The following is a 22373-nucleotide window of genomic DNA, read 5'->3' as shown; positions in this document are numbered from 1 at the left end:
TCAGCTGTCCTTGCGGAGGGCGTGGGCGAGAAGGTCGAGGAAGGAGCGGTTGATGAGGCTCGACTCGGCGGGCCTGAGCGGGCGCCGGGACAGCATCGCGGCCTGTCCGTAGAGGGCTTCGGCGCTGGTGCGGGCCAGCTCGGGCTCGTCGATGGTGACGGCGGTGCGCACCAGCGGGTTGAGCTGGTTGAGGATCAGCTGCGCGCGCGGGGCCTCCTGGCGCAGGGCGCCGAGGATGTCGCCCCACACGCCGCCCTGCTGCTCGCGGGCGAGCTGGGAGCGGGTGCGCTCGTGCCGGGCCTCGCGGCTGTCGAGGAGGAGGGCGGGGGCGGAGGCGGGCTGGAAGGTGCGCAGCGCGACATCGCAGTCGAAGACGGCGAGGGCGTCACGGGCCTGGGCGAGATAGGCCGAGGCGGCCAGTTCCGTCTCGCGGTCCACCGGGTCGAGGTGGGCGGTGAGGGTCCCGGGGTCGAGGTCCGCGACAGTGACCTCGGGCCTGATCTCCGGCAGCCGGTGGACCAGTTGACGGTCGTAGGTGTAGCCGCCGTTGACGACGCCGAGGCCGGCGGCCGAGGCGATCGCCGCGACCTGGCGGAACTCCTCCACGCTGGACGTGACGAGCACCGTGCGGTGGGTGCGCGCGAACTCGTCGAGGGTGGCGTGCCCGTCGGTGGTCTCGAACGGCAGCCAGGGCAGCAGCATCCGCATGATCTCGTCGTCGTGCACCGCGAGCGACTTCACGGCCAAGTGGTGGACCTGGAGGAAACGACCGAGCAGTTCGGGGTCGCTGGCGGCGGCCCGGGCGATCCACGCGCGCAGGCGTTCGGCGAGCGCGTCGCGGACGGCGGCGAGGGTGTCGTCCTCGTACAGGGACTCGCGGGACGCGGTCGGGCGCAGGCTCTCGGCGTCGACGACACAGCGGACGAAGAACGCCCAGTCGGGCAGGATCTCCTCGGCCTGCTCGGACAGCAGCATGCCTTTGACGTGCACGCGGTGGCCGTGGCGGCGCCCGGCCGGTACCGCCTCGGGCAGCACGCAGGCGATGCCCTTCAGGCCCACGGCCGGCAGGTCCAGTTCTATGGTGTCCAGCGGCGTGAACCCGAAGACCTCCTCGCCGTACGCGGCCAGGGCGCGGGAGCGGGCTCCGGGGGTGGCGTGGCTGCGCGCCCAGGGTGCGGGCTCGGGGTTGACGGGGGCGCCCCGGTCGCCGGGTCCTGCGGTGCCGTCGTCGAAGGTCACCGGGTGGCGCAGCAGGGAGCCGAAGTGGCGGGCCAGCGCGTGCACCTGGGCCGGGCGGGTCCACTCGCCCGCGTCGGCGCGGGGCGTCAGGGTGACGGTGGTACCGGGCCGGGGGCGGGTGGAGGCGGGCAGGGTGCGGACGGTGTAGCTGCCGTCGCCGCGACCGCGCCACTCCACGACGGGCGCGTCGGGGGTGCGGGCGGAGCGGCTGAGGACGTGGATCTCGTCCGCGACCAGGAAGCAGGAGAGCAGGCCGATGCCGAACTGGCCGATGAAGTCGGCCCGTTGGTCGGCGATCTGGTCCGCGCGCTTGCTGCTGCGGCCGATCGTGGCGAGGAAGGTGTGCACGTCGGCCTCGGTGAGACCGACGCCGTCGTCCTCGACGCGTACCACGGAGCCGTCGGCGTACAGGCGGATTCCGAACACGTCGGCGGGGGCGCCCTGTTCGAGGCTGTGCCGGGCGGTCAGCGCGTCCACCGCGTTCTGGAGGAGTTCGCGCAGGTAGACGCGGGGGCTGGAGTAGAGGTGGTGGGAGAGGAGGTCGACGAGGCCGCGCAGGTCCACCTGGAAGGTGCGGTCGGCGGGGCTCGCAGGGGTGTCGGGCAGAGTCATCGGGCAGTCCGGGGTGAGGTCGTCGGCAAGGGGCGGGCGGGGACGTGGTCAGGCACGGCGCCGGAAGCGGGCGTACGCCTTCTCCGGCTCGGCCATGTACGTCCAGGGCCACGAGGTGTAGGCGCCGCCCAGCTCGTGGAAGACCCGCGGGGCCACGACACTCTCGGCGGACAGGGCCAGCGCCATGGCGAAGATGTTGAAGTCCTCCTGCCAGCCGAGGGGCCTGTCGTAGGCGGGGTGGAGAATGCTGCGCCGGGCCGCCTCTCTGAGCTCCTCCTGGACCTGGGGGGTGTCGAGATGGTCGCGGCTGTCCGACTCCACCCACTCCTCGATGTGGGCCATGGCGACCACACAGCCGAGGCGGTGCCCGTCGGGCGCACCGGCGAAGGCCTCGCGGGCGAACGTCAGGGCCTGGCCGGGCTCGCCGCCCCACCTGGGCTGCAACTGGGACACCCACTCGATGTGGGTCTCCAGGTCCAGCGGGTCGCGGCGCAGGGCGGCGTCGCGCCGGGTCTCGTTGACGGCGGGGCCGAGCGACATGCCGCGGCCGGAGGTGAGGAGGCGGCGCCAGGGGGTGATCCAGTCGGGCCGCAGCTCGGCGGCTTCGAGCAGCTGCTCCTCGGCGATCTCCAGCCGCTCGTGGAAGATCCGCCACTGCTCCTGCGTGACGTTCACGGCGCGTGCGGAGGTACGCGCCTCCCAGCCCCAGCTGATGTGGCGCGCCCCGGACATCAGCAGGGCCGTCGCCCGGTGTTCCTTGTCCTCGTCCACAGCCCGGCCGATCCAGTCCTGCAGACCGTCCAGCTCGGCGAGTTCGCCGAGCACCGCGTGGTCGCGGCCGAGATCGAAGGGGACCAGTGCCGCCTTCACCGCCTCCCAGTCACCGGCGTCGGCCGCTTCCACCAGCGCGAGCACCCGGGTGTCGCCGAGGGCGCGCAGCGGATACGTCCCGTTCTTCTGTCTGCGCGGGACGGGCAGGGCGTACGGATTCGCCTCCGGTCTCTCCGCATCCCTGCCGAACAGCTTGCCGAACATGCCGCGCCCTCCCCTGGTCCCGCGTGATCGTCCGTGCAGCATAAACGGCCCCACTGACACCGCTTCCACAGGGTTTTCACCGGCGCTCCACTTGCTGAGCTGCCAGGTCACCAACGGGTTCCCCAGTCACCGAAAAGTGCGTTCTTCCATGTCACCGATCGCTCTCTTACGGTTTTCCAGTAACCAGAAGAGACCAAGGGCCTTGGGTGCCCGCTCATGGAGGCGCAGAAAATGTCCATCACCTTGCTGAATCCCGACGGACTGCCGGAGATCGATGTCTACCGGCAGGTGGCGGTCGCGTCCGGGTCGAGGCTGGTGTTCGTCGCCGGTCAGGTCGCCTGGGACGCCGAGGGCCGCACGGTCGGTGCGGGTGACCTCGCCGCGCAGGTCGAGCAGAGCTACCTCAACGTCGGGACGGCCCTGGCCGCGGCCGGCGCTTCCTTCGACGACGTGGCGAAACTGAACGTCCACGTCGTCGACTGGACGCCCGACAAGATGCCCCAACTCCTGGAGGGGATCTCGCGGGCGGCCGCGAAACTGGGAGTCACCCCCGTCCCGCCGGCCACGCTGCTGGGCGTCGCGGCACTGGACGTCCCCGACCACCTCGTCGAGATCGAGGCCACCGCGGTCCTCGACTGAACACGCGCCCAGGGAACCCGCCGCTCCAGGAGGTCCAGCGGCAGCTCCCAGGTGCCGGTCAGCGGGACTTGTCGAGGGCCAAGCGGTGGTCGGCGTCACCGGCCGTCCCGCGGCGTCACCGGCCCTCCCGCTGTGCGTGCGCCTCGGCGAGGAGGAGGTAGGCCGCGGCCGTCCAGGTGTAGGCGCGGTCGCGCAGGCCCGTGCCGGTGAGGGCGTCGAAGTTCTCCGCGAAGCCGTGCTTCTCGCACAGGGCGCGGAAGCGGGCGCTGACCTCGTCCGCCAGCCGGTGGTGGCCGCCGCGGCGCAGTCCGTCCTCGACGAGGACCGTGGCGGGCGCCCAGATCGGGCCGCGCCAGTACCCGTCGGGGAGGTAGTGCGGCGAGGTCGGCAGCTCCGTGGCCAGGCCGTACGGGGTCAGATGGGCCTCGATCCGGCCGGCCAGGACGTCGCTGATGTCGGGCGGCAGATGCTCGCCCAGCACGATCGGCATCAGGTCGAGCAGGCTGGACGTGCCCCAGGTGTCGCCGCTCTCGACGCCCCGGGCGACGAACCGGTCCCCCGTCCACAGCTGGTCGAGCATCGCCCGCTGCGTCTCCTCGGCGGCCCGCGTCCACCGGCGGGCATCGTCAGGCCTCTCCAAGTGCGCTGCCAGGTCGGCGAGTTCGTGCAGCTGGAGAGTGAGGAAGGCGGCCAGGTCGGCGGTGACGACGACCCGTTCGGGGTCGAAGGTGGTGGCGTTGTCCCAGCCGCTGTCGTTGCCGTGCTGGTAGTGCGGCAGAGCGGCGCCGGGTGCGCGCCGGGCGGTGAGCCAGAACTCCGTCCAGCGTGCCAGCCTGTCGTACGTCCCGGTCAGTTCCGCCCGCCCCACGGGGGTGGGCAGCCGACGGCGCAGCCGGCCGAACGTCCAGCCGTGGATGGGCGGTTTGACGAAGTTGTGGAGCACCTCGGAGTGGGTGACCGAGTCGGGCAGCGCCCCGGTCTCGTCCTGGTGGTCGAAGGGCAGCTGGAACTGGTCCCAGGCCAGTCCGGGGCAACCGGGCGCCAGGGCGAGGGCGTTGAAGCAGTGGTCCCAGCTCCAGACCTTGTCCATCCAGTGCTTGGACATCAGCACGCCGGGCCGGGTCACCAGGCCGGCCGGACGTACGGTCGCCGACCACAGGACATAGGCCGCGAGTTCGGCCGCCGGGGTGGCGGAGGAGCGCCACGGGGCCACGGTGTCGACGAAGTCCGCGAAGGAGTTCCGTGCGGTCTCGACGACCTTGCCGAAGGCCGCCGCCGGCACGTAGGCGGGGCGGGCGGTGTCCAGTTCCTCGACCGCGATCTCCCACGATCCGTCCGCCTCGGCGCCGATCGTGAGACCGCGCTCACCGTCGCCCAGCGCCTGGGAACCGGCCACCTCGGCCACCGTGCCGGACAGCAGGGTGACCCGGTAACGGCGGCCGGTCTCGTACGAGGTGAACACATAGGCGTCGGCGGCCGGTTCGCGGAAGAAGTACGTCCCGCTGAACGGGGTCAGCGTCCGGGCCGCCGCCGAGATCCGCAGCGACGCACCGGCACCGCGCAGGCGTACGGTGTCCGGCGTCTCGTAGGCGAGGTCGATACGGCCGTCCGCGCCGGTCCAGCTCAGCAGGCCCGGTGTCGCCTCGACCAGGGTCTCGGCCCGCTCGCCGGTCGTGGGATCGAGCGGCACGAGGCTCAGGACGGGGTGCATGCCGTTCTGGTGCGAGACGAGGTGGAGGTCCTCGGCGCGGGTCTTCTCCGCGAGCACGGGGGAGATGCCGAACCAGGAGCCGTGCGTGCTGAACGGGATGTCCTGGACGGAGAAGGCCGGGCCGGGGCGGTCGGCGGTCATGAAGGGGCACTCGTTTCTCGAGCAGGGATCGTCGGTGATCATCGGGGAAGGGGGGCGCCGCGGACGTCAGTCCTTGACGGCGCCGGCGGTCACGCCGGCGGCCACATAGCGCTGGGCGAGGACGAGGATGACCGTGGCCGGCAGGGAGGCGACGACGGCGGTGGCCATGATGGCGTTCCACTGCTGGTTGTTGTTGCCGATGTAGTGGTAGATGCCGAGGGTGATCGGCTCGTGGGCGCCGCCGCCCGCCAGGGTGCTGGCGAAGATGAAGTCGGACCAGGACCACAGGAACGCGAACAGTGACACGGTGACGACGGAGTTGCGGCTCATCGGCAGCACGACCGACCAGAAGGTGCGCAGGGCGTGCGCCCCGTCCATCTGCGCGGCCTGGAGGAGTTCGCCGGGGATGGTGGACATGAACGCGGTGAAGATGAGCACCGCGAAGGGCACGGCCAGGGTGGAGTCGGCGACGATCAGGCCGGGCACCGACTGGAGCAGGCCGAGTTGCAGGTAGATGGCGTAGAAGCCCATCGCCATGATGATGCCGGGGATCATCTGGGCCACCAGCAGGAGGAAGCTGAGCATTCCCCCGCCGCGCGGGCGGAGCTTGGCCAGCGCGTAGCCGGCCGGGGCGGCCAGGGCCACGGTCAGGGCGACGGTGCCGAGACCGATGACGAGACTGGTGCCGAGGTAGGGCAACTGCTGGTCGAGGACGGCCCGGTAGCCCTCCAGGGTGCCGTGCACAGGGAACAGGTCGGGTGGGCTCTTGCGCATGTCCTGGTCGCGGGTGAGGGACACGTTGAGCATCCAGTACACCGGGAAGAGCATGATCGCGGTCAGCAGCAGGCCGAGGGCGGTCTTCAGTGGCCTTGTGCTCATGACAGCGCCTGCTTTCGCTGGACCCGTACGTAGATCAGGCCGAAGACCAGGGCGGCGACGACGAGCAGGTTGCCGACCGCGGCGCCGGGGCCGAAGGCGGGCAGCAGGTTGCCGAAGCCGAGCTGGTAGGACCAGGTGGCGAAGGTGGTGGACGAGTCGGCCGGACCGCCCTTGGTCATGATCCAGATGATGTCGAAGACCTTGAGCGTGTAGACCAGCCCGAGCAGCAGGGTGATGGCGGAGACCGGGCGCAGCAGCGGGAAGGTGATGCTCCAGAAGCGCTGCCAGGCGTTCGCACCGTCGATGGCGGCGGCCTCGTAGAGGCTGGTGGGGATGGACTGCAGGCCGCTGTAGAGGACGACCAGGTTGAAGGGGACACCGATCCAGATGTTCGCGATGATCACCGAGGCCAGCGACCAGGACGGCGAGGTCAGCCAGTTCACCGGGCCGATGCCGACGGCGTGCAGGACGGCGTTGACGATGCCGGAGTCGCTGTTGAGCATCCACGACCAGGTCGACGCCGACACGATCAGCGGCAGCAGCCACGGCACCAGGAACAGGGCCCGCAGGGTCGCCGAGAGCCGGAAGTTCTGGTGGAAGAAGACCGCCAGCGCCAGACCGATCGCGTACTGGAAGACCAGGCACACGCCGGTGAACACCACGGTGTGGGTGAGGGCCGGGGCGAAGGTCGGGTCGTCGAAGACCATCCGGTAGTTCGCCAGGCCCGTGAACGGCGCGTCGCCCCGCACGAAAGAGCGCACGGTGTAGTGGCGCAGGCTCAGGTCGATGTTGCGGTAGAGCGGATAGGCGTAGAACAGGGCGAGGTAGAGGGTCACCGGGGCGAGGAAGGCCCAGGCGGCCCACTGCGGGGAGACGGGACGGCGCGGAGCCTCCGGGGTCGCGCCGTCGGAGTCGGTCCGCGGGCGCGGTACTCGTGTCGTCGTCTGACTCATCAACTGACCCCGGGATGTGCTCACTTGACGGCGGACTGCGCGTCGGCCATCGCGTCCTTCGGGGACTTGGAGCCGCTCAGCGCGGACTGGACGGCCTTCCACATCTGCTCGGAGATCTTGGGGTACTTGGTGCCCAGGTCGTCGCTGGTGCGGCCCTTGGCGGCCTTGACCGCGTCGACCCACGGCTTCAGCTCGGCGTTCGCGGCCACCTGCTTGTCCTGGACCTCGGTGGTGGGGGCCACGTAGGACAGGGTGGTGTCGGTGTCGTACAGGTTCTGGGTGCTGGTCAGGCAGGTCGCCAGCTTCTGGGAGGTGGTGTAGCGGCCGGTGTCGTCCTGGACCGGGAGGGTGACGAACTCACCGCCGGTCGGGGCGGCCGCGCTGCCGCCGGAGGCGCCGGGTATCGGGAGCACGCCGTAGTCGAGGCCGGCCTTCTTGGCGCCCGCGAGCTGCCAGGTGCCGTTCTCCGCGAAGGCGTACTCGCCGGTCGCGAACTCCTGCCAGCTGGTCGTCTGGGTGTTGTTGAGGACCGAGTTGGGGGCGACGCCGCTCTTGACCCAGCCCTTCCACAGGGAGAGCGCCGACTCGCCCTGGGCGGAGTCGAGTTGGGTCAGTTTCGCGCCCGCGCCCCAGAACCAGGGCAGGAACTGGAAGCTGCCCTCCTCGGTGCCGATCGCGGAGAAGGTGATGCCCTTCTTGCCCGCCTTCTTCACCTTCTCCAGCGCCGCCGTCAGGGACGCCCAGTCCTTCACCGAGGCGACGTCGACGCCGGCTTCCTTCAGGACCTTCTTGTTGTAGTAGAGGGCGAGGGTGTTGGCGCCGATCGGGGTGCCGTACGTCTTGCCGCCCGACTGGCCGGCCGCAAGGAGGTTGGGGTCGGTCTTCGAGGTGTCCAGCTTGTTGTCGTCGGTCGTGGTGAGGACGCCCGCCTCGGCCAGGGTCGAGACGACCGGGTTGTCGACGATGAGGAGGTCCGGGGAGTTGCCCTGCTGGGCCGCCAGGAGGGCCTTGTTCGTCAGGTCGCTGGTGTCGAACGCCGTCCGCTTGACCTTCACGCCCGCCTGGGTGCCGCACTTGTCCAGCAGGTTCGTCCAGGCCGAGCCCTTGGCGAACTGCGGGTACGGGTCCCAGACGGTGTACGTCTTGCCGTCGGCGCCCTCGGAGCCGCTGCTGCCCGAGCCGGAGCCGCAGGCGGTGACTCCGGTGGCGACGGCCAGGGAGATCAGGACCGCGGCGGTCGGACGGCGTCGTCCGGAGAAGCTGTTCATGGCGGGTTCCTTCGGTTTGTGGCATGCGGGTGCCGCGGCGGTGGGTCGCGCGGGGAAACCGCGAACACGCCCTCGGGTACCTGGCGTTCGGGCGTGCGGCGGGGTGACGAGTGCTCGGAGGACCTGATCAGGTCTGCGGGACTCCTGCGGGTCCGGTGCTGGCCCGCAGCGAGATCGGCGGGGTGAGGAGGTGCTGCCGGGGCGGCGCGTCGGAGTGGTCCAGCCGCTCCACGAGCAGGTCGACGGCGAGCCGGCCCATCTCGGCCGCCGGTACGTCGGCGGCGGTGAGCTGCGGGGTCACCGTCTCCGCCCAGCGGTTGGCGACGACCCCGGTGACGGAGAAGTCGCGCGGCACATGGCGGCCCGCGTGCGCGAGCCCCCGGTACAGGCCGCCCAGCGCGGCCTCGTTCAGGGTGACCAGGGCCGTGGTGGCCGGGTCGTCGTGCAGGATCTGTTCCAGGCAGGCCTGGCCCGCGGCGGCGTCGTCCCCGCAGCAGTACGTGCGGACCGTCAGCCCGCGTTCGGCCGCGGCCTTGGTGAAGCCGTCCAGGCCGCGGTGGGCGGACTCGTATCCGGTCCTCAAAAGTTGTTCGGGCCGGTTGACGAAGGCGATGCGGCGGTGGCCGAGGTCGGCGAGGTGATGGACGCAGGCCGCCGCCAGCGCGGTGTGGTCCAGGGCGACGTACCAGCCGTCCTCCGGGTGGGCGGTGCGGCCGATGGCGACGGAGGGGAAGCCGAGCGCGGCCAGGTGATCGGCCCGGTCGTCCTCCAGCCGGATCTCCATCAGGATCGCGCCGTCGACCCTCCGCTCCCCCAGCAGCCGCTGGAAGGAACGGTCGCTGTCGACGCCGCTGGGCGACAGCAGCACGTCGTAGTCGTGGGCCGCGGCGGCCTCCACCACGCTGCCGATGAAGTCCAGCTGCATGCCCGTGTAGTGGTTCCCGGCGGGCGGGAACACCAGACCGATCGTGCTGGTCCGGCCGTTGGCCAGGGCGCGGGCGCTGGCGCTGGGCTGGTAGCCCAGTTCGTCGACGATGCGCTGGATCTTCCGGCGCGTGTCCTCCGACACGGGGCGCTTGCCGCTCAGCGCGTAGGACACGGTGCTGCGCGAGACACCGGCCCGCCGGGCGATCTCACCGATGTTCACGGCGACTCCTCGGGACGGGCGACCGGCTTGTCGAACCGGTTCGCGTGGAAGTGAACGTAGGAACTGCCCGGGCGCCTGTCAATACTCTCGACGTAATCGCCGACGGGGCCCCGTGGGACCGTGAGATCCCTGTGTCGTAGGCATTGCTGGCCGGATGTCCCGGTGCTAGCTTCGCCGAACCGGTTCGGCGCGGTCGCCCCTCGCGGCTCCCTCGCCGCGCGCCGCCGTAGAGCCGCCCCACCCCTTCCCCCCGCACACGCCTCTTCCCCCGCACCCGCCCGGATCGAATCGGTTCGACGGCGCCCCGAGGCGGGCCGACCTGAACCCGTTACGACGATTGAGGACGTTCTCCATGTCATCCCCCGACAGATCCACGCGCCGCCGGGCGCCGGCCGCCATGGCGCTGGCCCTCGGCGCGGGCCTGCTGGCCGCCCCCGCCGTGTCCGCGCACGCGGCCGAGGCGCCCGGGCCCGCCGCCCGCTACACCTTCGACCAGGACGACCTCGCCTCCGGAAAGATCACCGACAGTTCCGGAAACGGCCTGACGGCGAGCCTGGTGAACGGCTCGACGGCCCAGTCCGTGGCGGGCGCGGACGGCGGCAGGGCGCTGGCCCTGCCCGGCGGGGCGCCCACCTCCGACGGCGCCTATGTCCGGCTGCCCCGCGAGGTGGTCGGCGACGCGAGCGACCTGACCGTCTCCGCCCGGGTGAAGTGGAGCGGCGACAAGTCGTCCTGGCAGCGCATCTTCGACCTGGGCACGGACACCAGCAGGTACCTCTTCAGCACCCCGTACAACGGCAACGGGCTGTTCCAGACCTCCGTGACCACCGGCGGAGGCGGCGCGGAGAACCAGGTCCGCGGCTACGCGCCGCTGCCCGCGGACGCCTGGCGGACGGTCACCGTCACCCTCGACACCACCGCGGGCCGGCTCACCACGTACCTCGACGGTGTGGCGGTGTCCTCCGCGGCCACCGCCATCAAGGCCAAGGACCTGCTGGGCAGTTCGGCGACCGCCGCGGGCTACATAGGCAAGTCCCTCTATCCCGACCCGCTGCTCAAGGGCGCCGTCGACGACTTCGCCGTATGGCACTCGGCGCTCAGTGCCGAGCAGGTGGCCGGCCTGGTCGGGACCGTGCCGACCCTCGAGGACCTGTCGCAGACCTCCTTCGACGTCCGGACGACCGACGGGACCGCCCCGACCCTCCCGGCCACCGTCCGCTCCACCTTCTCCGACGGCTACGACCGCGACACACCCGTCGTCTGGGAGGCGGTGCCGCCCGAGAAGTACGCCAAGCCCGGGACGTTCACGGTGGCCGGCACGGCGGCCGGACGCGGCGTGAAGGCGAACGTCACCGTGGTCCGCGAGGGGCAGCTCACCGTCGACCTCGGTTCGGACACCGGCGCGTTCCACGGCGGCGCCTCCGGCACCCTCTACGGCGTGTACGGACCGGACGTCCCCACCAACAACCTCATCGAGGGCATGGGCCTGCGCACGGTCTCCACCAAGGCCCAGGACGGCCCGCAACACCCCGGTGCCGACGCGCTGGACGTGGTGAAGCCGCTCGCCGACTCCACCGACGGCGATGTGTACATCTACATGACCGACATCCACCGCGGCTTCCCGTACGAGTGGCCGGGTGACACTCCCGCGGAGAAGCTCAGGCTCTACGAGGAGAAGATCGCGGGGCAGGTCGACCAGGTACTGAAGCTGCCGAAGCAGTACCAGGACAACATCGTCTTCGTGCCGTTCAACGAGCCCGAGGGCAACATGTTCGGCACCGGCGAGTGGAGCTACGACAAGGTCAGCTGGCTCAGCGACCCCAAGGACTACTTCGCCGCCTGGGACTCCGCGTACAAGCTCATCAAGACCAGGATGCCGGACGCCCGTATCGCCGGTCCCAACACCAGCATCCTCTATGACCAGGTGAAGGGCTTCCTCACCCACGCCCTGGCCGCGGGCACCCTCCCGGACGTCATCACCTGGCACGAGCTGAGCCACCCGGAGGCGGTGCGCGCGAGCGTGGCCAAGTACCGGGTGTGGGAGAAGGAGCTGTTCAAGGGCACCGACCGCGAGGGCATCGAACTCCCCGTCAACATCAACGAGTACGCCTTCAACTACCACACCTCCGTCCCCGGCCAGATGATCCAGTGGGTCTCCGCGATCGAGGAGTCCAAGGTGGACGCCGACATCGCCTACTGGAACATCGACGGAAACCTCTCCGACTCGGCGGTGCAGTCCAACCGCGGCAACGGCCAGTGGTGGCTGCTGAACTCGTACGCCTCGATGAGCGGGCACACGGTGTCGGTGACCCCGCCGTTCCCGGGCGAGAACTACACCATGCAGGGCGTCGCCACCCTCGACGAGAAGAAGAAGCAGGCCCGGCTGCTCTTCGGCGGCTCCACCGGCAAGGGGCACATCACCTTCGCGGGTGTCCCGAAGAAGCTCTTCGGCGAGAACGTGCACGCCTGGGTGCGGGAGATCGAGTGGAGCGGGCAGGTCGGCGACCACTCCGGCCCGAAGCTGCTCACCGAGACGAACCTGAAGGTCGCGGACGACGGCACGGTCACCGTGGACTTCGGTGACGGCACGCTGCCGAAGCTGAAGGAGTCCTCGGCGTACGAGATCGTGCTCAGCCCGGCGGCGAAGACCGGGAAGGCCGCGAAGCCCCAGTCACCGCCGGTGCGTTGGCAGGGCTCCTACGAGGCGGAGGACGCCGCCCACACCGGGTCCGGCTACTCGAAGAACGGTCCGGAGGGCTCCACCTCCGACGTGTCGAAGTTCTACACCTCCGGCGGCTACGACGTGGGCGGGCTGCGCACCGGCTCGGACGTCACGCTCGACTTCACGGTGGACGTGCCCGAGGACGGCACCTACGACCTGAGCGTGTTCGCCAACTCCCTCAACACCTTCGACAAGGTGAAGGAACAGGGCCCCACCAATGTCTTCCTGCGCGTGGACGGCCAGGCGGGCAGCGAGCAGCAGCTGTATCTGCCGCTCGGCTACAAGTGGGTGGTGTGGGACCACACCGACACCACGGTGAAGCTCACCAAGGGCAGGCACACCCTGACGCTCGCCGCGAAGAGCCTGGACGGCAAGCGTGTGACGAAGGGTGACGCGATCGTCGACCGTCTCACCCTCGCCCTGCCGGCCGCCTCGGCCACCACCCAGGTGTACGAGGGCGAACTGGCCTGGCTGGGCGGCGGAGCACAGACCGCCTACAACGTGGCGGGCTCCGGCTCGGGTGCGGCCCGGCTCGCCAAGGGCCAGACGGCCACGTTCTGGGTGTACTCCCCCGCCGACCGCGAGGCCACCCTCAAGGTCGACACCCTCGGCGGCACCGGGGCCAGGCTCTCCGTCAACGGACACGACGTGCTGCGCCTCGCCAAGGACCGCAACCGTGTCGCGGTCTCCCTCTCCGGAGGAGTCAACAAGGTGACCCTGACGGGCGGTTCGTCCACCACTCTGCTCGACCGTCTCACGGTCACGCCGAGCAAGGGCGCGCTCAAGGCGCGTACGTACGAGGCCCAGGACGCGGTACTCGCGGGCTCGGCCACGCTCACCCCGCTCTCCCTGGCCACCGACGGCACGGCGATCACCGGCGTCGGCGGCGACCCGGGCAACGGCAACACGGCCACCTTCACGGTCGCCGCGGACCGGGCCGGGCTGTACGCGCTGCGGATCCGCTACTCCAACCCGGAGCAGTCGGAGGCCACCCACTACAACCCGGACCCGCTGGCCCGCCACGCCGACATCACCGTCAACGGGGGCGAGACGAGGCGGGTCGGCTTCCCGCACAGCTTCCACCAGAACAACTTCTGGGAGCTGACCGTCCCGGTCACCCTGAAGAAGGGACAGAACACGATCGCCTTCCGCTCCGAGGAGCTGCCGAACTTCGGCGGCACGAGCTACGCCTCGGACACCTTCCCGGGTGTGCTGCTCCGCTCCCGGTACGCGCCGCTGATCGACCGGATCACCGTGGCGCCCTACTCACAGGAGAGGTGATCGTCACCGGCGGCGCCGCAAGGCGCCGCCGGTCTCCGTCTCTCAGCCGCCGACCTGGACGAGCCGCCACTCCTGCGAACCGTCCGCGACGGCGTTCTGGAGGGTCAGGGGGCCACCCGCGGACGCGCCGGTCAGGTACACGCTCGTGTTCCTCACCGCCTGGAACCGGTAGTAGCCGTCGGCCGTTCTGACGAGGTTCCAGCTTCCGCCGGCGCTGTTGTCGACCCACTGGCCGATCCGCTGCCCGACGGTGGCGTTCCCCGTCCAGATGGCCGCCGCGCGGCCGCCCGACCTGTTCAGCAGGGTCGTGCCGCCGTTCGGCTCGGTGACCACGTGCCAGGACTGGGTGTCCTTGTTTGCCGACGCGCCCGCGTTCTCCAGGACGACGTCGGACACGTCGCCGTTGCCGAGGTTGGCGTCGTTGGTCCTTCCGCCGGTACCGATCACCTGGCCGGTCTTCCGGTTCACCACCTGGTAGTAGGTGCCCTGGGTCCGGCCCAGGTCGACCTCGGCGAAGGCGATCGTCGAGGTGTCCTGATTGTTGAGGATGGCGATACGGCCGGTGCCGGCGACGTACTGGAGGTTGCGGCTGTAGCCCGCCCGCGAGGTGGTCTGGTACTCCTTCCACACGCCGGTGCTGCTTCCGCTGTCGTTGACCCACACGTTGCCGCTGCCCGCCGCGTTGTAGACCAGGCGCCCGTCGGGAAGCCTGATGATCACCGGGCTGCCACCGGTGGCGAGCGGGTGCGACCCGGTGTCGACCGGCAGGGAGGTGACCGCGCCCGAGGAGCCGCCGCGGAACTTCAGCGGGTCGGCGGCGAGCGCGTACCGGACGTTCGCTCCGCCGCCCCAGTACTCGTACGTCAGCAGCCACTTGCCGTCCGTCGTGGGCGCGACGTTCGTCATGCCCGGCCGCCCGCCCCCGATCTCCGTCTTGCCGCCGCCCATGTCGTCGGTCAGTCCCGCGATGTCGACGACTGGCGAACTCCACTCCGCGCTACGGCCGTCCCACGTCCTGTGGGCGAGGATCTGGCCGTGCGAGTCGGTTGCGGTGGCGTTCGCGGGGTCCGGTATCGGGGCGCCGGTGGCCGGGTCGACGCCGAGGTAGTCGTTCTCGTCGGAGTAGTAGCAGACGAGTTGGCCCTTGTGGACCATCAGGTAGGGCTCCCAGAGGGGGTCCACCTGTTGGTGCGTGTTGGCGGCCGCGATGTTCTGGCCGACCGCGCCCGCGCTGCCGCCCTGCCAGCCGCCGGTGGCGACGACGTTGAGGACCTTCCAGGTGCTGCCCTCATCGGTGCTGGAGTACAGGGCGATGGCCAGGTCCTTGCGGTCGCCGTCGTTGGAGGGCGTCCAGTTCGGGTCGGCTGCCTTGTGCTCCTTGTAGTAGTAGTCGTCGCCCGACACGACACTCGCCAGCAGCAGGGTGCCGGCTTGCAGGTTTCCGACGGCCTGCGGGAGCGTGTAGAGGTACGGGTTGGTCCAGTTGCTCGTGTACTTCGCGTACTTGGGGTCGGTGGAGAGGTAGGCCGGGGCCTTCACCTCCGAAAGCGGCTGCCAGGACGTGCCGCGGTCGTCGCTCTTGTAGACCGGGAGGGTCTCTCCGTCGGCGCTTGACGACTGCGGCACGACGGTGGCCTTCTCGAAGGACGCGACCAGCCGTCCGCTCGGCAGTTGCGCCGACTTGGGGTAGACGGCGCAGTTGCCCCTCCCCTTCAGGCAGGGTTCGCTGCCGAGCTGGTAGAGGATTCCTCCGGTCGGGTTGTACGCGTGCGCGCTGCTCAGGGGGATCGTCGCCAGCGCGGTTGCCGCGGCGAAGGTGCCCAGTGTCTGTCCCAGCCGTCTTGTCTGCATTGCCTCTCCTTTGAGGGTGACCGCGGTGGTGCTCAGTTGTCCGCGGTGACGAGCACGCGCACGTCCCAGGCGCCGAGCTCCAGTTCGGCTCCGGCGGGGACCGGGGCGTCGTTCAGGACGTCGGTCAGGTCAAGGGGAGCGCCGACACGGGTCGGCTCCCAGCTCCAGTTGTGGACGATGTGCACACGCTGCCCGCCGGGAGCGGTGCCGGTCGTCGCGGTGACCGTGTCCGGGAGGTCCTGCCAGCCGTGGCGGGGGGCCGGTGCCAGCCACTGCGCCAGTCCTCGCGCGAGGGCGCGGTCCGGGACCGTGCCGACACAGGTGACACGGCCCTCGCCGTGCCGACGGGTGGTGATCGCGGGCCAGTTCCCGAAGTGCGGGTGCCGGTAAGTGGCCAGCACCTCGGCGTCGGCGACGGTCAGGGCGTCGGCCCAGCGGGTCGCCGTCGCGCCCTCCGGCAGCCTCAGGGGGCCCACGGAGTCCACGGGGATGCGGTGCGCGAGGTTGCTGAATTCGTCGTACGAGACCCCCGCGGCCTCGGTGAGGCGTCCCGGTGCCTTCTCGTGCCGGGCGCGGGCCTCGTGGTCGGCGTATCCGGTGCGCGGGCCGAGGACGAGGTGGCCGCCGGCGTGGGCGTAGGCGGCGAGCCGGTCGAGAGTGGCGTCGTCGGCGATGTACAGCGCGGGTACGACCAGCACCGGGTGGCGGCGGGCGGTCTCCTGCGGTGTCATGCCCTCGTGCAGTTGCCGGGCGTGCACGATCCGCACCTGACGTCCGGACTCGAAGGCGCCGCGGTAGAAGGGGTCGAAGATGCGGTGGTAGGCGGTCGGGTCGGGGTTGCCGTCGGGAGTGGCCAGCGGGGGGTGCTTCTGCATCAGCCACTTGCTGGGCGTCGAGTAGACCAGCGTGACGTCGGCGTCCGGTTCGAGTCCGGCGACGAGCGGTCCGGCCTTCGTGAACTCGGCTCCCAGGCGGGCGAGTTCGGCGTAGGTGCGGCCCGGCTGTCCGCTGTGCGGGAGGACTCCGCCCCAGTAGGTCTCGGCGCCGAAGCGCAGGGTCTGCCACTGCCAGTACTCGATCATCCGCGCGCCCCGGGCCACGTGCGCCCACGCGGCCTGGCGCCACTGGCCGTCGTAGCCGGGCCGGTTGTCCCAGGCGAAGCCGATGGAGTTCGCGTTGGTCTCGGTGACGAGGAAGGGCTCCTGGCGGGAGGAGAACATCCAGTCGGCGGTCTGGTACATCGACCAGACACCGGTGGTCTTCCAGCGCTGTTCGTGCTCGTCGGGTGTGGGGTCGGGCAGCAGGAGGCCGTCCTGCATGTCGTAGTACGGGTTGCCGGAGGCGATGTCGAGCCGGGCGGACAGCTCGTCGTCCGCGACTGCCTGGCGGGTGTAGGAGATACAGGTGGTGACGAAGTGCTCGGGGGCCGCGTACTCGCGGACGATGTCCGCCTGCCAGCCGATGAACTCGGTGACCTGCCGGGCCTGGAACTCCCGCCAGGCGACGTCGTACTGGGGCTGTTCGTTGCCGTCCGGGGTCCACAGGTCGGCCCAGGTGGACAGGCGGTGCGACCAGTACTCCAGCCCCCACTCGCGGTTGAGGGTCTCGACGTCGCCGTACCGGTCGCGCAGGTGGTCGACGAACCGCTGGAAGACGCCGTGGTTGTGGAAGAGGTGCAGGCCCGGTTCGTTGTCGACCTGCCAGCCGATGACCGCCGGGTGGTCCGCGTACCGGGCGACGATCTTCCGGATGATCCGCTCGGCGTGGAAGCGGAACGCGGGGTGGGTGAAGTCCACCTCCTGCCGGGCGCCCCAGCCAATGCGTTCGCCGGTCCGCCGTTCACCCGTGATCTCCGGGTACTGGCGGGCCAGCCACGGCGGTACGGCGTAGGTCGGGGTGCCGAGGACGACGCCGATGCCGCGCTCGTGGGCGCCGTCGAGGACCGGCTGCAGCCAGTCGAGGTCGAAGCGGCCGTTCTCGGGCTCCCAGGTCGACCAGACCGACTCACCCACGCGGATCACGGTGAAGTTCGCCTCGGCCATGAGGTCGAGGTCGGTCTTCAGCCGTTCGTCGGGCCGCAGTTCGGGGTCGTAGGCGGGCGTGTACTCGTGGTAGTACGCGGCACCGAACAGGACGTGGTCGGGCAGGACCGCCATCGATGAACCTCCAGGGAAACAGGGGGGAGTTACTGCTTGACGCTGCCGGTCGCCAGGCCGCTCTGCCAGTAGCGCTGGAGCACGAGGAAGGCGATGGCGAGCGGCACGATCGAGATCAGGGAGCCGGTCACGACGAGCGGCAGCATGTCGCTGCTGGCGCCGGCCCCGCCGTTCTGCGCCTGGGCTGCCCAGGACGAGAGCCCGACCGTGACGGGGTACAGATTCGGGTCGTTCAGCATGATCAGCGGCAGGAAGTAGTTGTTCCAGGTCGCCACCAGCGTGAACAGCAGGACGGTCACCAGGCCGGGGGCCAGCAGTCTGAGCGCGATCCGGAAGAAGATCCGGGCCTCCCCCGCGCCGTCGATGCGGGCGGCCTCCAGGAGGCTGTCCGGGACGGCGTCGGCCGCGTAGACCCGCATCAGGTAGAGGCCGAAGGGGTTGACCAGCGAGGGCAGGATGATCGCCCAGGGCGTGTTGACCGGGCCGGCCTTGGCGAACAGCAGATAGGTCGGGATCGCCAGGGCGGTCGCCGGGACCATGATGGCGCCGAGGACGAGGTTGAAGGCGAACCGGTCGCCGCGGAAGCGGAACTTGGCGAAGCCGTACCCCGCGGCCGCCGCGAGCAGGGCGGCGCCGAGCGCGCTGACGACCGCGTACAGCACGGTGTTGAGCAGCCAGTGCACGAAGACGCCGTCGTCCTGGGTGAAGGTCGCCTCGATGTTCGTCAGCAGCTGCGGAGTGTGCGAGAACCACAGGCCGAAACTGTTGAACAGGTCCTGGGTGCTCTTGGTCGAGGCGACCAGCAGCCAGCACAGCGGGAGCAGGAAGTAGGCCAGGGCCACGAGCATGGCGATCGTCAGCGGGGTGCTGCGGCGCCGGGCGGCGGGCCGGTGCCGTACGGGTGCGGCCGGGGACTTGGCGGCCACCGGTGGCTGCCGCAAGGTGGTCGTCATGCGGACCTCCTGCGGTTCGCGGTCAGGAGGACGGCGTAGGAGGCGATGACGATGACCAGTCCCAGGAGGAAGGAGACCGTCGCCGCGTAGTTGAGCTGGTCGCCGGTGAACGCGAGGGAGTAGGCGTAGAGGTTGGCGGTGTAGGAGCTGCTGATGACGTCCGGGGCGATGGCCATCAGCAGCTTGGGCTCGTTGAACAGCTGGAAGCTGCCGATCACCGAGAACAGCAGGGTGAGGAGCAACGCCGGGCGCAGCGCGGGCAGTTTGATCGACCGGGCGATCCGCCAGGCGCCCGCCCCGTCCATGGCGGCCGCCTCGTACAGGTCGTGCGGGATGGTCCGCAGCGCCGCGTACAGGATGATCATGTTGTAGCCGACGAACTCCCAGGTCACGATGTTCGACAGGCTGCCCAGCATCCAGCCGCCGCTCAGGAGGTCCGGGGCCGGCAGGTCCAGTTTCCGGCTCAGCTGCGCGAAGGGGCCGAAGTCGGGGCCGTAGAGGTAGCCCCACATCAGTGCGGCGACCACGCTCGGGACGGCGTACGGCACGAAGATGCCGAGCCGGATCACGCGGGCGAGGCGCAGCAGGCCGCTGTCGAGGGCGAGGGCGAACGCCAGGGCCAGCAGCAGCATCAGCGGGACCTGGAGGAGGAAGAAGAGAGCCACGCGGCCGACGCCGTGCAGGAGCAGGGGGTCCTTGAGGGCGGTGACGTAGTTGTCGAGGCCGACGAAGACCGTGCCGCCGACCAGGCGTTGCTGGAAGAGGCTGAGGTAGGCGGCGTAGCCGAGCGGAGCGAGGAAGAGCAGCAGGAAGAGGATCAGGAAGGGGGCCACGAACAGCGGCCCGGCCCTCCTTGACCGAACGGCGGTCATCTCAGGCCCCCTTGACGGTGAAGCCCTGCTTCTTGGCGTACGTCGTCAGGCGCGACTGCCACTGGCCGAGCGCGGCGGCGGTGTCGGACTTGTCGGCGAGGGACTTGCCGACGGTCTCGGTCCAGTCGGTGGCCGCCTGGTCGAGGAACGGCGGCCACTGGAAGGAGGGCGAGACGGTGTCGCCGATGTCGGCGAAGACCTGGTTGACCTTCTGACCGCCGTAGAAGGCGGGGGCCTCACCGGTGAAACTCGGGTCCGCGAGGAGGGACTTGGTGGCCGGGAAGAAGAACTGCTTGGTGGCGAACATCTTGGCGCTCGCCGGGTCGCTGTTGAGGAACTGGGCGAACCGGGCCGCCGCGACGGGGTTCTTGGTGGAGCGCATGGCCGCGGTGGTGGAGCCGCCCCAGTTACCGGAGGCGGGCTTGGCGGCGTCCCACTGCGGGAGCGGGGCCGCGCGCCAGTTGCCCGCGGTGGACTTGGCCGAGCCGGACAGGAAGGCGGGGCCCCAGGCGGCGGTGAGCCAGGTGGCGTACTTGCCCTTGTTGAAGCCCGCGTACCAGGCGTCGACGAAGTCGGGGTCGGTGCTGATGACGCCCTCCTTCGCGAGTCCGCTCCAGTAGTCGGCGAGCTTCCCGGAGACCGCGTCGTCGACGTCGACGGTCAGGGTGCTCTTGCCGGAGGTGGCGTACGGCTTGGCGCCCGCCTGCCACAACAGACCGTGCCAGGCGGCGGGTTCGTTGGCCGCGAGGTTGGTGAGGTAGACATCGGGGCCGGCCTTGTGGAGCTTGCGGGCCGCCTCGGCGAACTCGTCCCAGGTCGTGGGGACTTCGATGCCGTGCTTGTCGAAGATGTCCTTGCGGTAGAGCATCCCCATCGGGCCGGTGTCCTGGGGGATCGCCCAGACCTCGCCGTCGGGGCCGCTGACCTGTCCCCAGGTCCAGTCGACGAACTTGTCCTTGAGCGCGGAGGCGCCGTACGGGCTCAGGTTCAGCAGGCTGTCGGTGATGGTGAAGGTGGGGATGGCCTGGTACTCGATCTGCGCCAGGTCCGGGGCGCCGCTGCCGGCCTTCAGCGCGGTGCGCAGCTTGGTGTAGTGCGTGATGCCCTGGCCCGCGTTGACGACCTTGACCTTGATCGCCGGGTACTTCTGCTCGAAGAGGGCCACCTCCTGCTGGATGTCCGGGACCCAGGTCCAGAAGGTCAGCTGGGTCGGCGTCTTCATCGCCTTGTCGATGTCGGCCTGGCCGACCGGCTTCGTGGAGCCGGCGGAGCCGCCCGGGTCGCCGCCACCGCAGGCGGTGAGCGCGGCGCCGAGGGAGAGGGCTCCGGTCGCGGCGAGGAACCGCCGACGGCTCATGGCGGACGTGGGTACGAAGTCTCTGGGCATGGTGAACTCCCGCCGAAAGGGCATCGGGACGGCACGCCTGGCGAGGGCGCGTCGTGAGGGTGGGAAAGGGAGGAGTACGGCTCCGGCGTCGCTACCGGGGGTTGGGGCAGGCGGCGCGGGGATCGGGACGGGCACGCGGATGCTGTGTCGCGTGGCGGAAGTCCACGGTCGGGGAAGGCGGTTCGGAAGCGACGAGCACAGTTCGGGCTCATCTCCCGGCCCGGGAGGAGTCGTCTCGCGGGCCGGGAAGCGTGGATCAGTCGGCGGTGGTCGGGGGCGCGTGCGCCGAGTCGCGCGAACCGGGGGCCGGGCGCCCCCCACCCGTCGGCGGGGGTGCCGTCGAGGCGCGTACGACGAGCTCGACCGGTGGGTCGCCCGCCGGTGCCGGCTCGGCGTCCGGTTTCTCGATGGCCTGCACCAGGAGCCGGAGCCCTTCGCGGGCCACGGCGTCGAAGGGCTGGCGGACGGTGGTCAGCGGTGGGGTGACATACGCGGAGACGGGGATGTCGTCGAAGCCGACGACACTCACGTCGTGCGGCACCCGCAGGCCCGCTTCCAGGAGGGCGCGGATCAGGCCGACGGCCATGTCGTCGTTGGCGGCGAACACCGCGGTGACGTCACCGGCGGCGGCGAGTTCGTGGCCCGCCGTGTAGCCGGACGAGGCCGACCAGTCGCCCTCGATGACGGGTGGCTGCTCGCGCTCGCGGGCCGCGAGCGCCGCCCGCCAGCCCTGGAGCCGGTCCCGGGCCGCGAACCACCTCTGCGGCCCGGCGAGGTGATGGACCGTCACATGTCCGAGGTCCAGCAGGTGTTCGGTGGCCGCCCGGGCCAGTGACTCGGCGCCGACACCCGCGGCCACGGCACGTGGACCGCCGAAGGCGGCGGGTGCCCCGAGGACCAGAACCGGGATGTCGACACTGAGTGACACCGAGCCCTCATCGATGGGCTCGGACACGACGATGCCGTCCACGCCCTGTTCCAGGAGCGACTCCACGGCCCCGGCGACACCCGCCGGGTCGCCTTCCAGCGTGTTGACGACCCGGAGCGCGTATCCCGCGTCCCGGGCGGCCCGCTCGATGCAGATGAGCAGGGAGGCGGGACCGTACAGGGCGGTGCCGAGGGTGACCACACCGATCGAACGGGTGCGTCCCGAGGCCAGGGCCCGGGCGGCGCCGTTCAGCCGGTAACCGACGCCCTCCGCGGCCCGGAGCACCCGCTCGCGCACCTCGGCGGACACGTACCGCTCGCCGTTGAACACCCGGGAGACGGTCTTCTGCGAGACGCCGGCCAGCCGGGCCACGTCCACGGCGCGCGGCGCGCCGGGGCCGCCGCCCTGTCCTCCCACTGGCGTCATTGCTGTCTCCCGATGTCGGCGGCTCAGATCCTAGCCAGAGCGGTCCGTCGAAGGCTTGTCCGCCCTCTATGACTGCGCTGTCATGACTGCGCAGTCATATCTACGCAGTCGGCTGGGGCGTGTCAAGGGTTCGCGCAGGATCGAGGGGGTGGCAGGGCTGAGCGGGGCCCGGG

At 70.5% G+C, this 22373-nt stretch carries 15 protein-coding genes; 2 read left to right on the top strand and 13 right to left on the bottom strand.

Annotated features, from left to right (window positions below):
- Nucleotides 1-1851 (bottom strand): HSP90 family protein, encoded by a 1851-nt coding sequence (locus tag D1369_RS35770; protein ID WP_007380339.1) that lies wholly within the window; start codon nucleotides 1849-1851, stop codon nucleotides 1-3.
- 48 nt (nucleotides 1852-1899) lie between these two features.
- The gene (locus tag D1369_RS35765) at nucleotides 1900-2886 is read right to left on the bottom strand and encodes a hypothetical protein (RefSeq protein WP_007380340.1); all 987 of its coding nucleotides are present in this window, start codon (nucleotides 2884-2886) and stop codon (nucleotides 1900-1902) included.
- Between the two features lie 231 nt (nucleotides 2887-3117).
- Between D1369_RS35765 and D1369_RS35760 the strand changes: the two genes are divergently transcribed.
- A complete protein-coding gene (locus D1369_RS35760) occupies nucleotides 3118-3525 on the top strand; it encodes a RidA family protein (protein WP_007380341.1) in 408 nt (135 codons plus the stop codon).
- A 115-nt stretch (nucleotides 3526-3640) separates the two neighbouring features.
- Here the strand turns inward: D1369_RS35760 and D1369_RS35755 are convergent, their stop codons facing one another.
- The 5 genes from D1369_RS35755 to D1369_RS35735 form a co-directional block, all read right to left on the bottom strand.
- Complete coding sequence (locus D1369_RS35755) at nucleotides 3641-5377, bottom strand: trehalase family glycosidase (protein WP_007380342.1); 1737 nt, start codon at nucleotides 5375-5377, stop codon at nucleotides 3641-3643.
- Nucleotides 5378-5443: 66 nt separating this feature from the next.
- The gene (locus D1369_RS35750; protein WP_007380343.1) at nucleotides 5444-6256 is read right to left on the bottom strand and encodes a carbohydrate ABC transporter permease; all 813 of its coding nucleotides are present in this window, start codon (nucleotides 6254-6256) and stop codon (nucleotides 5444-5446) included.
- Nucleotides 6253-7209: a sugar ABC transporter permease gene (locus tag D1369_RS35745; RefSeq protein WP_007380344.1), complete on the bottom strand. Its 957-nt coding sequence runs from the start codon at nucleotides 7207-7209 to the stop codon at nucleotides 6253-6255. Before D1369_RS35745 ends, D1369_RS35750 begins: the two co-directional genes overlap by 4 nt.
- Before the next feature lie 20 nt (nucleotides 7210-7229).
- Complete coding sequence (locus D1369_RS35740; RefSeq protein WP_118082832.1) at nucleotides 7230-8477, bottom strand: extracellular solute-binding protein; 1248 nt, start codon at nucleotides 8475-8477, stop codon at nucleotides 7230-7232.
- Nucleotides 8478-8604: 127 nt separating this feature from the next.
- Nucleotides 8605-9624, bottom strand: coding sequence for a LacI family DNA-binding transcriptional regulator (locus tag D1369_RS35735; protein WP_007380346.1), 1020 nt, complete (start codon nucleotides 9622-9624; stop codon nucleotides 8605-8607).
- 397 nt (nucleotides 9625-10021) lie between these two features.
- On the opposite strand from D1369_RS35735, the gene D1369_RS35730 reads away from it, so the two are divergent.
- Complete coding sequence (locus D1369_RS35730; protein WP_037899120.1) at nucleotides 10022-13627, top strand: LamG-like jellyroll fold domain-containing protein; 3606 nt, start codon at nucleotides 10022-10024, stop codon at nucleotides 13625-13627.
- Between the two features lie 42 nt (nucleotides 13628-13669).
- Here D1369_RS35730 and D1369_RS35725 read toward each other — a convergent pair whose 3' ends face one another.
- The 6 genes from D1369_RS35725 to D1369_RS35700 form a co-directional block, all read right to left on the bottom strand.
- Nucleotides 13670-15478: an RICIN domain-containing protein gene (locus D1369_RS35725; protein ID WP_037899122.1), complete on the bottom strand. Its 1809-nt coding sequence runs from the start codon at nucleotides 15476-15478 to the stop codon at nucleotides 13670-13672.
- A 32-nt stretch (nucleotides 15479-15510) separates the two neighbouring features.
- Nucleotides 15511-17634: a beta-galactosidase gene (locus tag D1369_RS35720; RefSeq protein WP_037899124.1), complete on the bottom strand. Its 2124-nt coding sequence runs from the start codon at nucleotides 17632-17634 to the stop codon at nucleotides 15511-15513.
- A gap of 29 nt (nucleotides 17635-17663) precedes the next feature.
- The gene (locus tag D1369_RS35715; protein WP_007380350.1) at nucleotides 17664-18587 is read right to left on the bottom strand and encodes a carbohydrate ABC transporter permease; all 924 of its coding nucleotides are present in this window, start codon (nucleotides 18585-18587) and stop codon (nucleotides 17664-17666) included.
- On the bottom strand, nucleotides 18584-19459 hold the full coding sequence (locus D1369_RS35710; protein WP_007380351.1) for a sugar ABC transporter permease: 876 nt from the start codon (nucleotides 19457-19459) through the stop codon (nucleotides 18584-18586). The genes D1369_RS35715 and D1369_RS35710 overlap by 4 nt, the downstream gene beginning before the upstream one ends.
- 1 nt (nucleotide 19460) lies before the next feature.
- Complete coding sequence (locus D1369_RS35705; RefSeq protein ID WP_037899126.1) at nucleotides 19461-20846, bottom strand: extracellular solute-binding protein; 1386 nt, start codon at nucleotides 20844-20846, stop codon at nucleotides 19461-19463.
- A gap of 256 nt (nucleotides 20847-21102) precedes the next feature.
- The gene (locus tag D1369_RS35700; protein WP_037903090.1) at nucleotides 21103-22152 is read right to left on the bottom strand and encodes a LacI family DNA-binding transcriptional regulator; all 1050 of its coding nucleotides are present in this window, start codon (nucleotides 22150-22152) and stop codon (nucleotides 21103-21105) included.
- Between the last annotated feature and the right edge of the window lie 221 nt (nucleotides 22153-22373).

The sequence above is a fragment of the Streptomyces sp. CC0208 genome (assembly GCF_003443735.1).
Taxonomy (GTDB): domain Bacteria; phylum Actinomycetota; class Actinomycetes; order Streptomycetales; family Streptomycetaceae; genus Streptomyces; species Streptomyces sviceus.
Note: the sequence above shows the minus strand (reverse complement) of the source record. Positions and strands in the feature narration are given on the sequence as shown.

What these genes read in the sequence shown, in the direction of transcription:
- D1369_RS35715 (WP_007380350.1), bottom strand. Translation starts at nt 18,587, where the DNA reads ATGACGACCACCTTGCGGCAGCCACCGGTGGCCGCCAAGTCCCCGGCC.
- D1369_RS35765 (WP_007380340.1), bottom strand. Translation starts at nt 2,886, where the DNA reads ATGTTCGGCAAGCTGTTCGGCAGGGATGCGGAGAGACCGGAGGCGAAT.
- D1369_RS35755 (WP_007380342.1), bottom strand. Translation starts at nt 5,377, where the DNA reads ATGACCGCCGACCGCCCCGGCCCGGCCTTCTCCGTCCAGGACATCCCG.
- D1369_RS35750 (WP_007380343.1), bottom strand. Translation starts at nt 6,256, where the DNA reads ATGAGCACAAGGCCACTGAAGACCGCCCTCGGCCTGCTGCTGACCGCG.
- D1369_RS35725 (WP_037899122.1), bottom strand. Translation starts at nt 15,478, where the DNA reads ATGCAGACAAGACGGCTGGGACAGACACTGGGCACCTTCGCCGCGGCA.
- D1369_RS35760 (WP_007380341.1), top strand. Translation starts at nt 3,118, where the DNA reads ATGTCCATCACCTTGCTGAATCCCGACGGACTGCCGGAGATCGATGTC.
- D1369_RS35770 (WP_007380339.1), bottom strand. Translation starts at nt 1,851, where the DNA reads ATGACTCTGCCCGACACCCCTGCGAGCCCCGCCGACCGCACCTTCCAG.
- D1369_RS35705 (WP_037899126.1), bottom strand. Translation starts at nt 20,846, where the DNA reads ATGCCCAGAGACTTCGTACCCACGTCCGCCATGAGCCGTCGGCGGTTC.
- D1369_RS35720 (WP_037899124.1), bottom strand. Translation starts at nt 17,634, where the DNA reads ATGGCGGTCCTGCCCGACCACGTCCTGTTCGGTGCCGCGTACTACCAC.
- D1369_RS35745 (WP_007380344.1), bottom strand. Translation starts at nt 7,209, where the DNA reads ATGAGTCAGACGACGACACGAGTACCGCGCCCGCGGACCGACTCCGAC.
- D1369_RS35730 (WP_037899120.1), top strand. Translation starts at nt 10,022, where the DNA reads ATGGCGCTGGCCCTCGGCGCGGGCCTGCTGGCCGCCCCCGCCGTGTCC.
- D1369_RS35710 (WP_007380351.1), bottom strand. Translation starts at nt 19,459, where the DNA reads ATGACCGCCGTTCGGTCAAGGAGGGCCGGGCCGCTGTTCGTGGCCCCC.
- D1369_RS35740 (WP_118082832.1), bottom strand. Translation starts at nt 8,477, where the DNA reads ATGAACAGCTTCTCCGGACGACGCCGTCCGACCGCCGCGGTCCTGATC.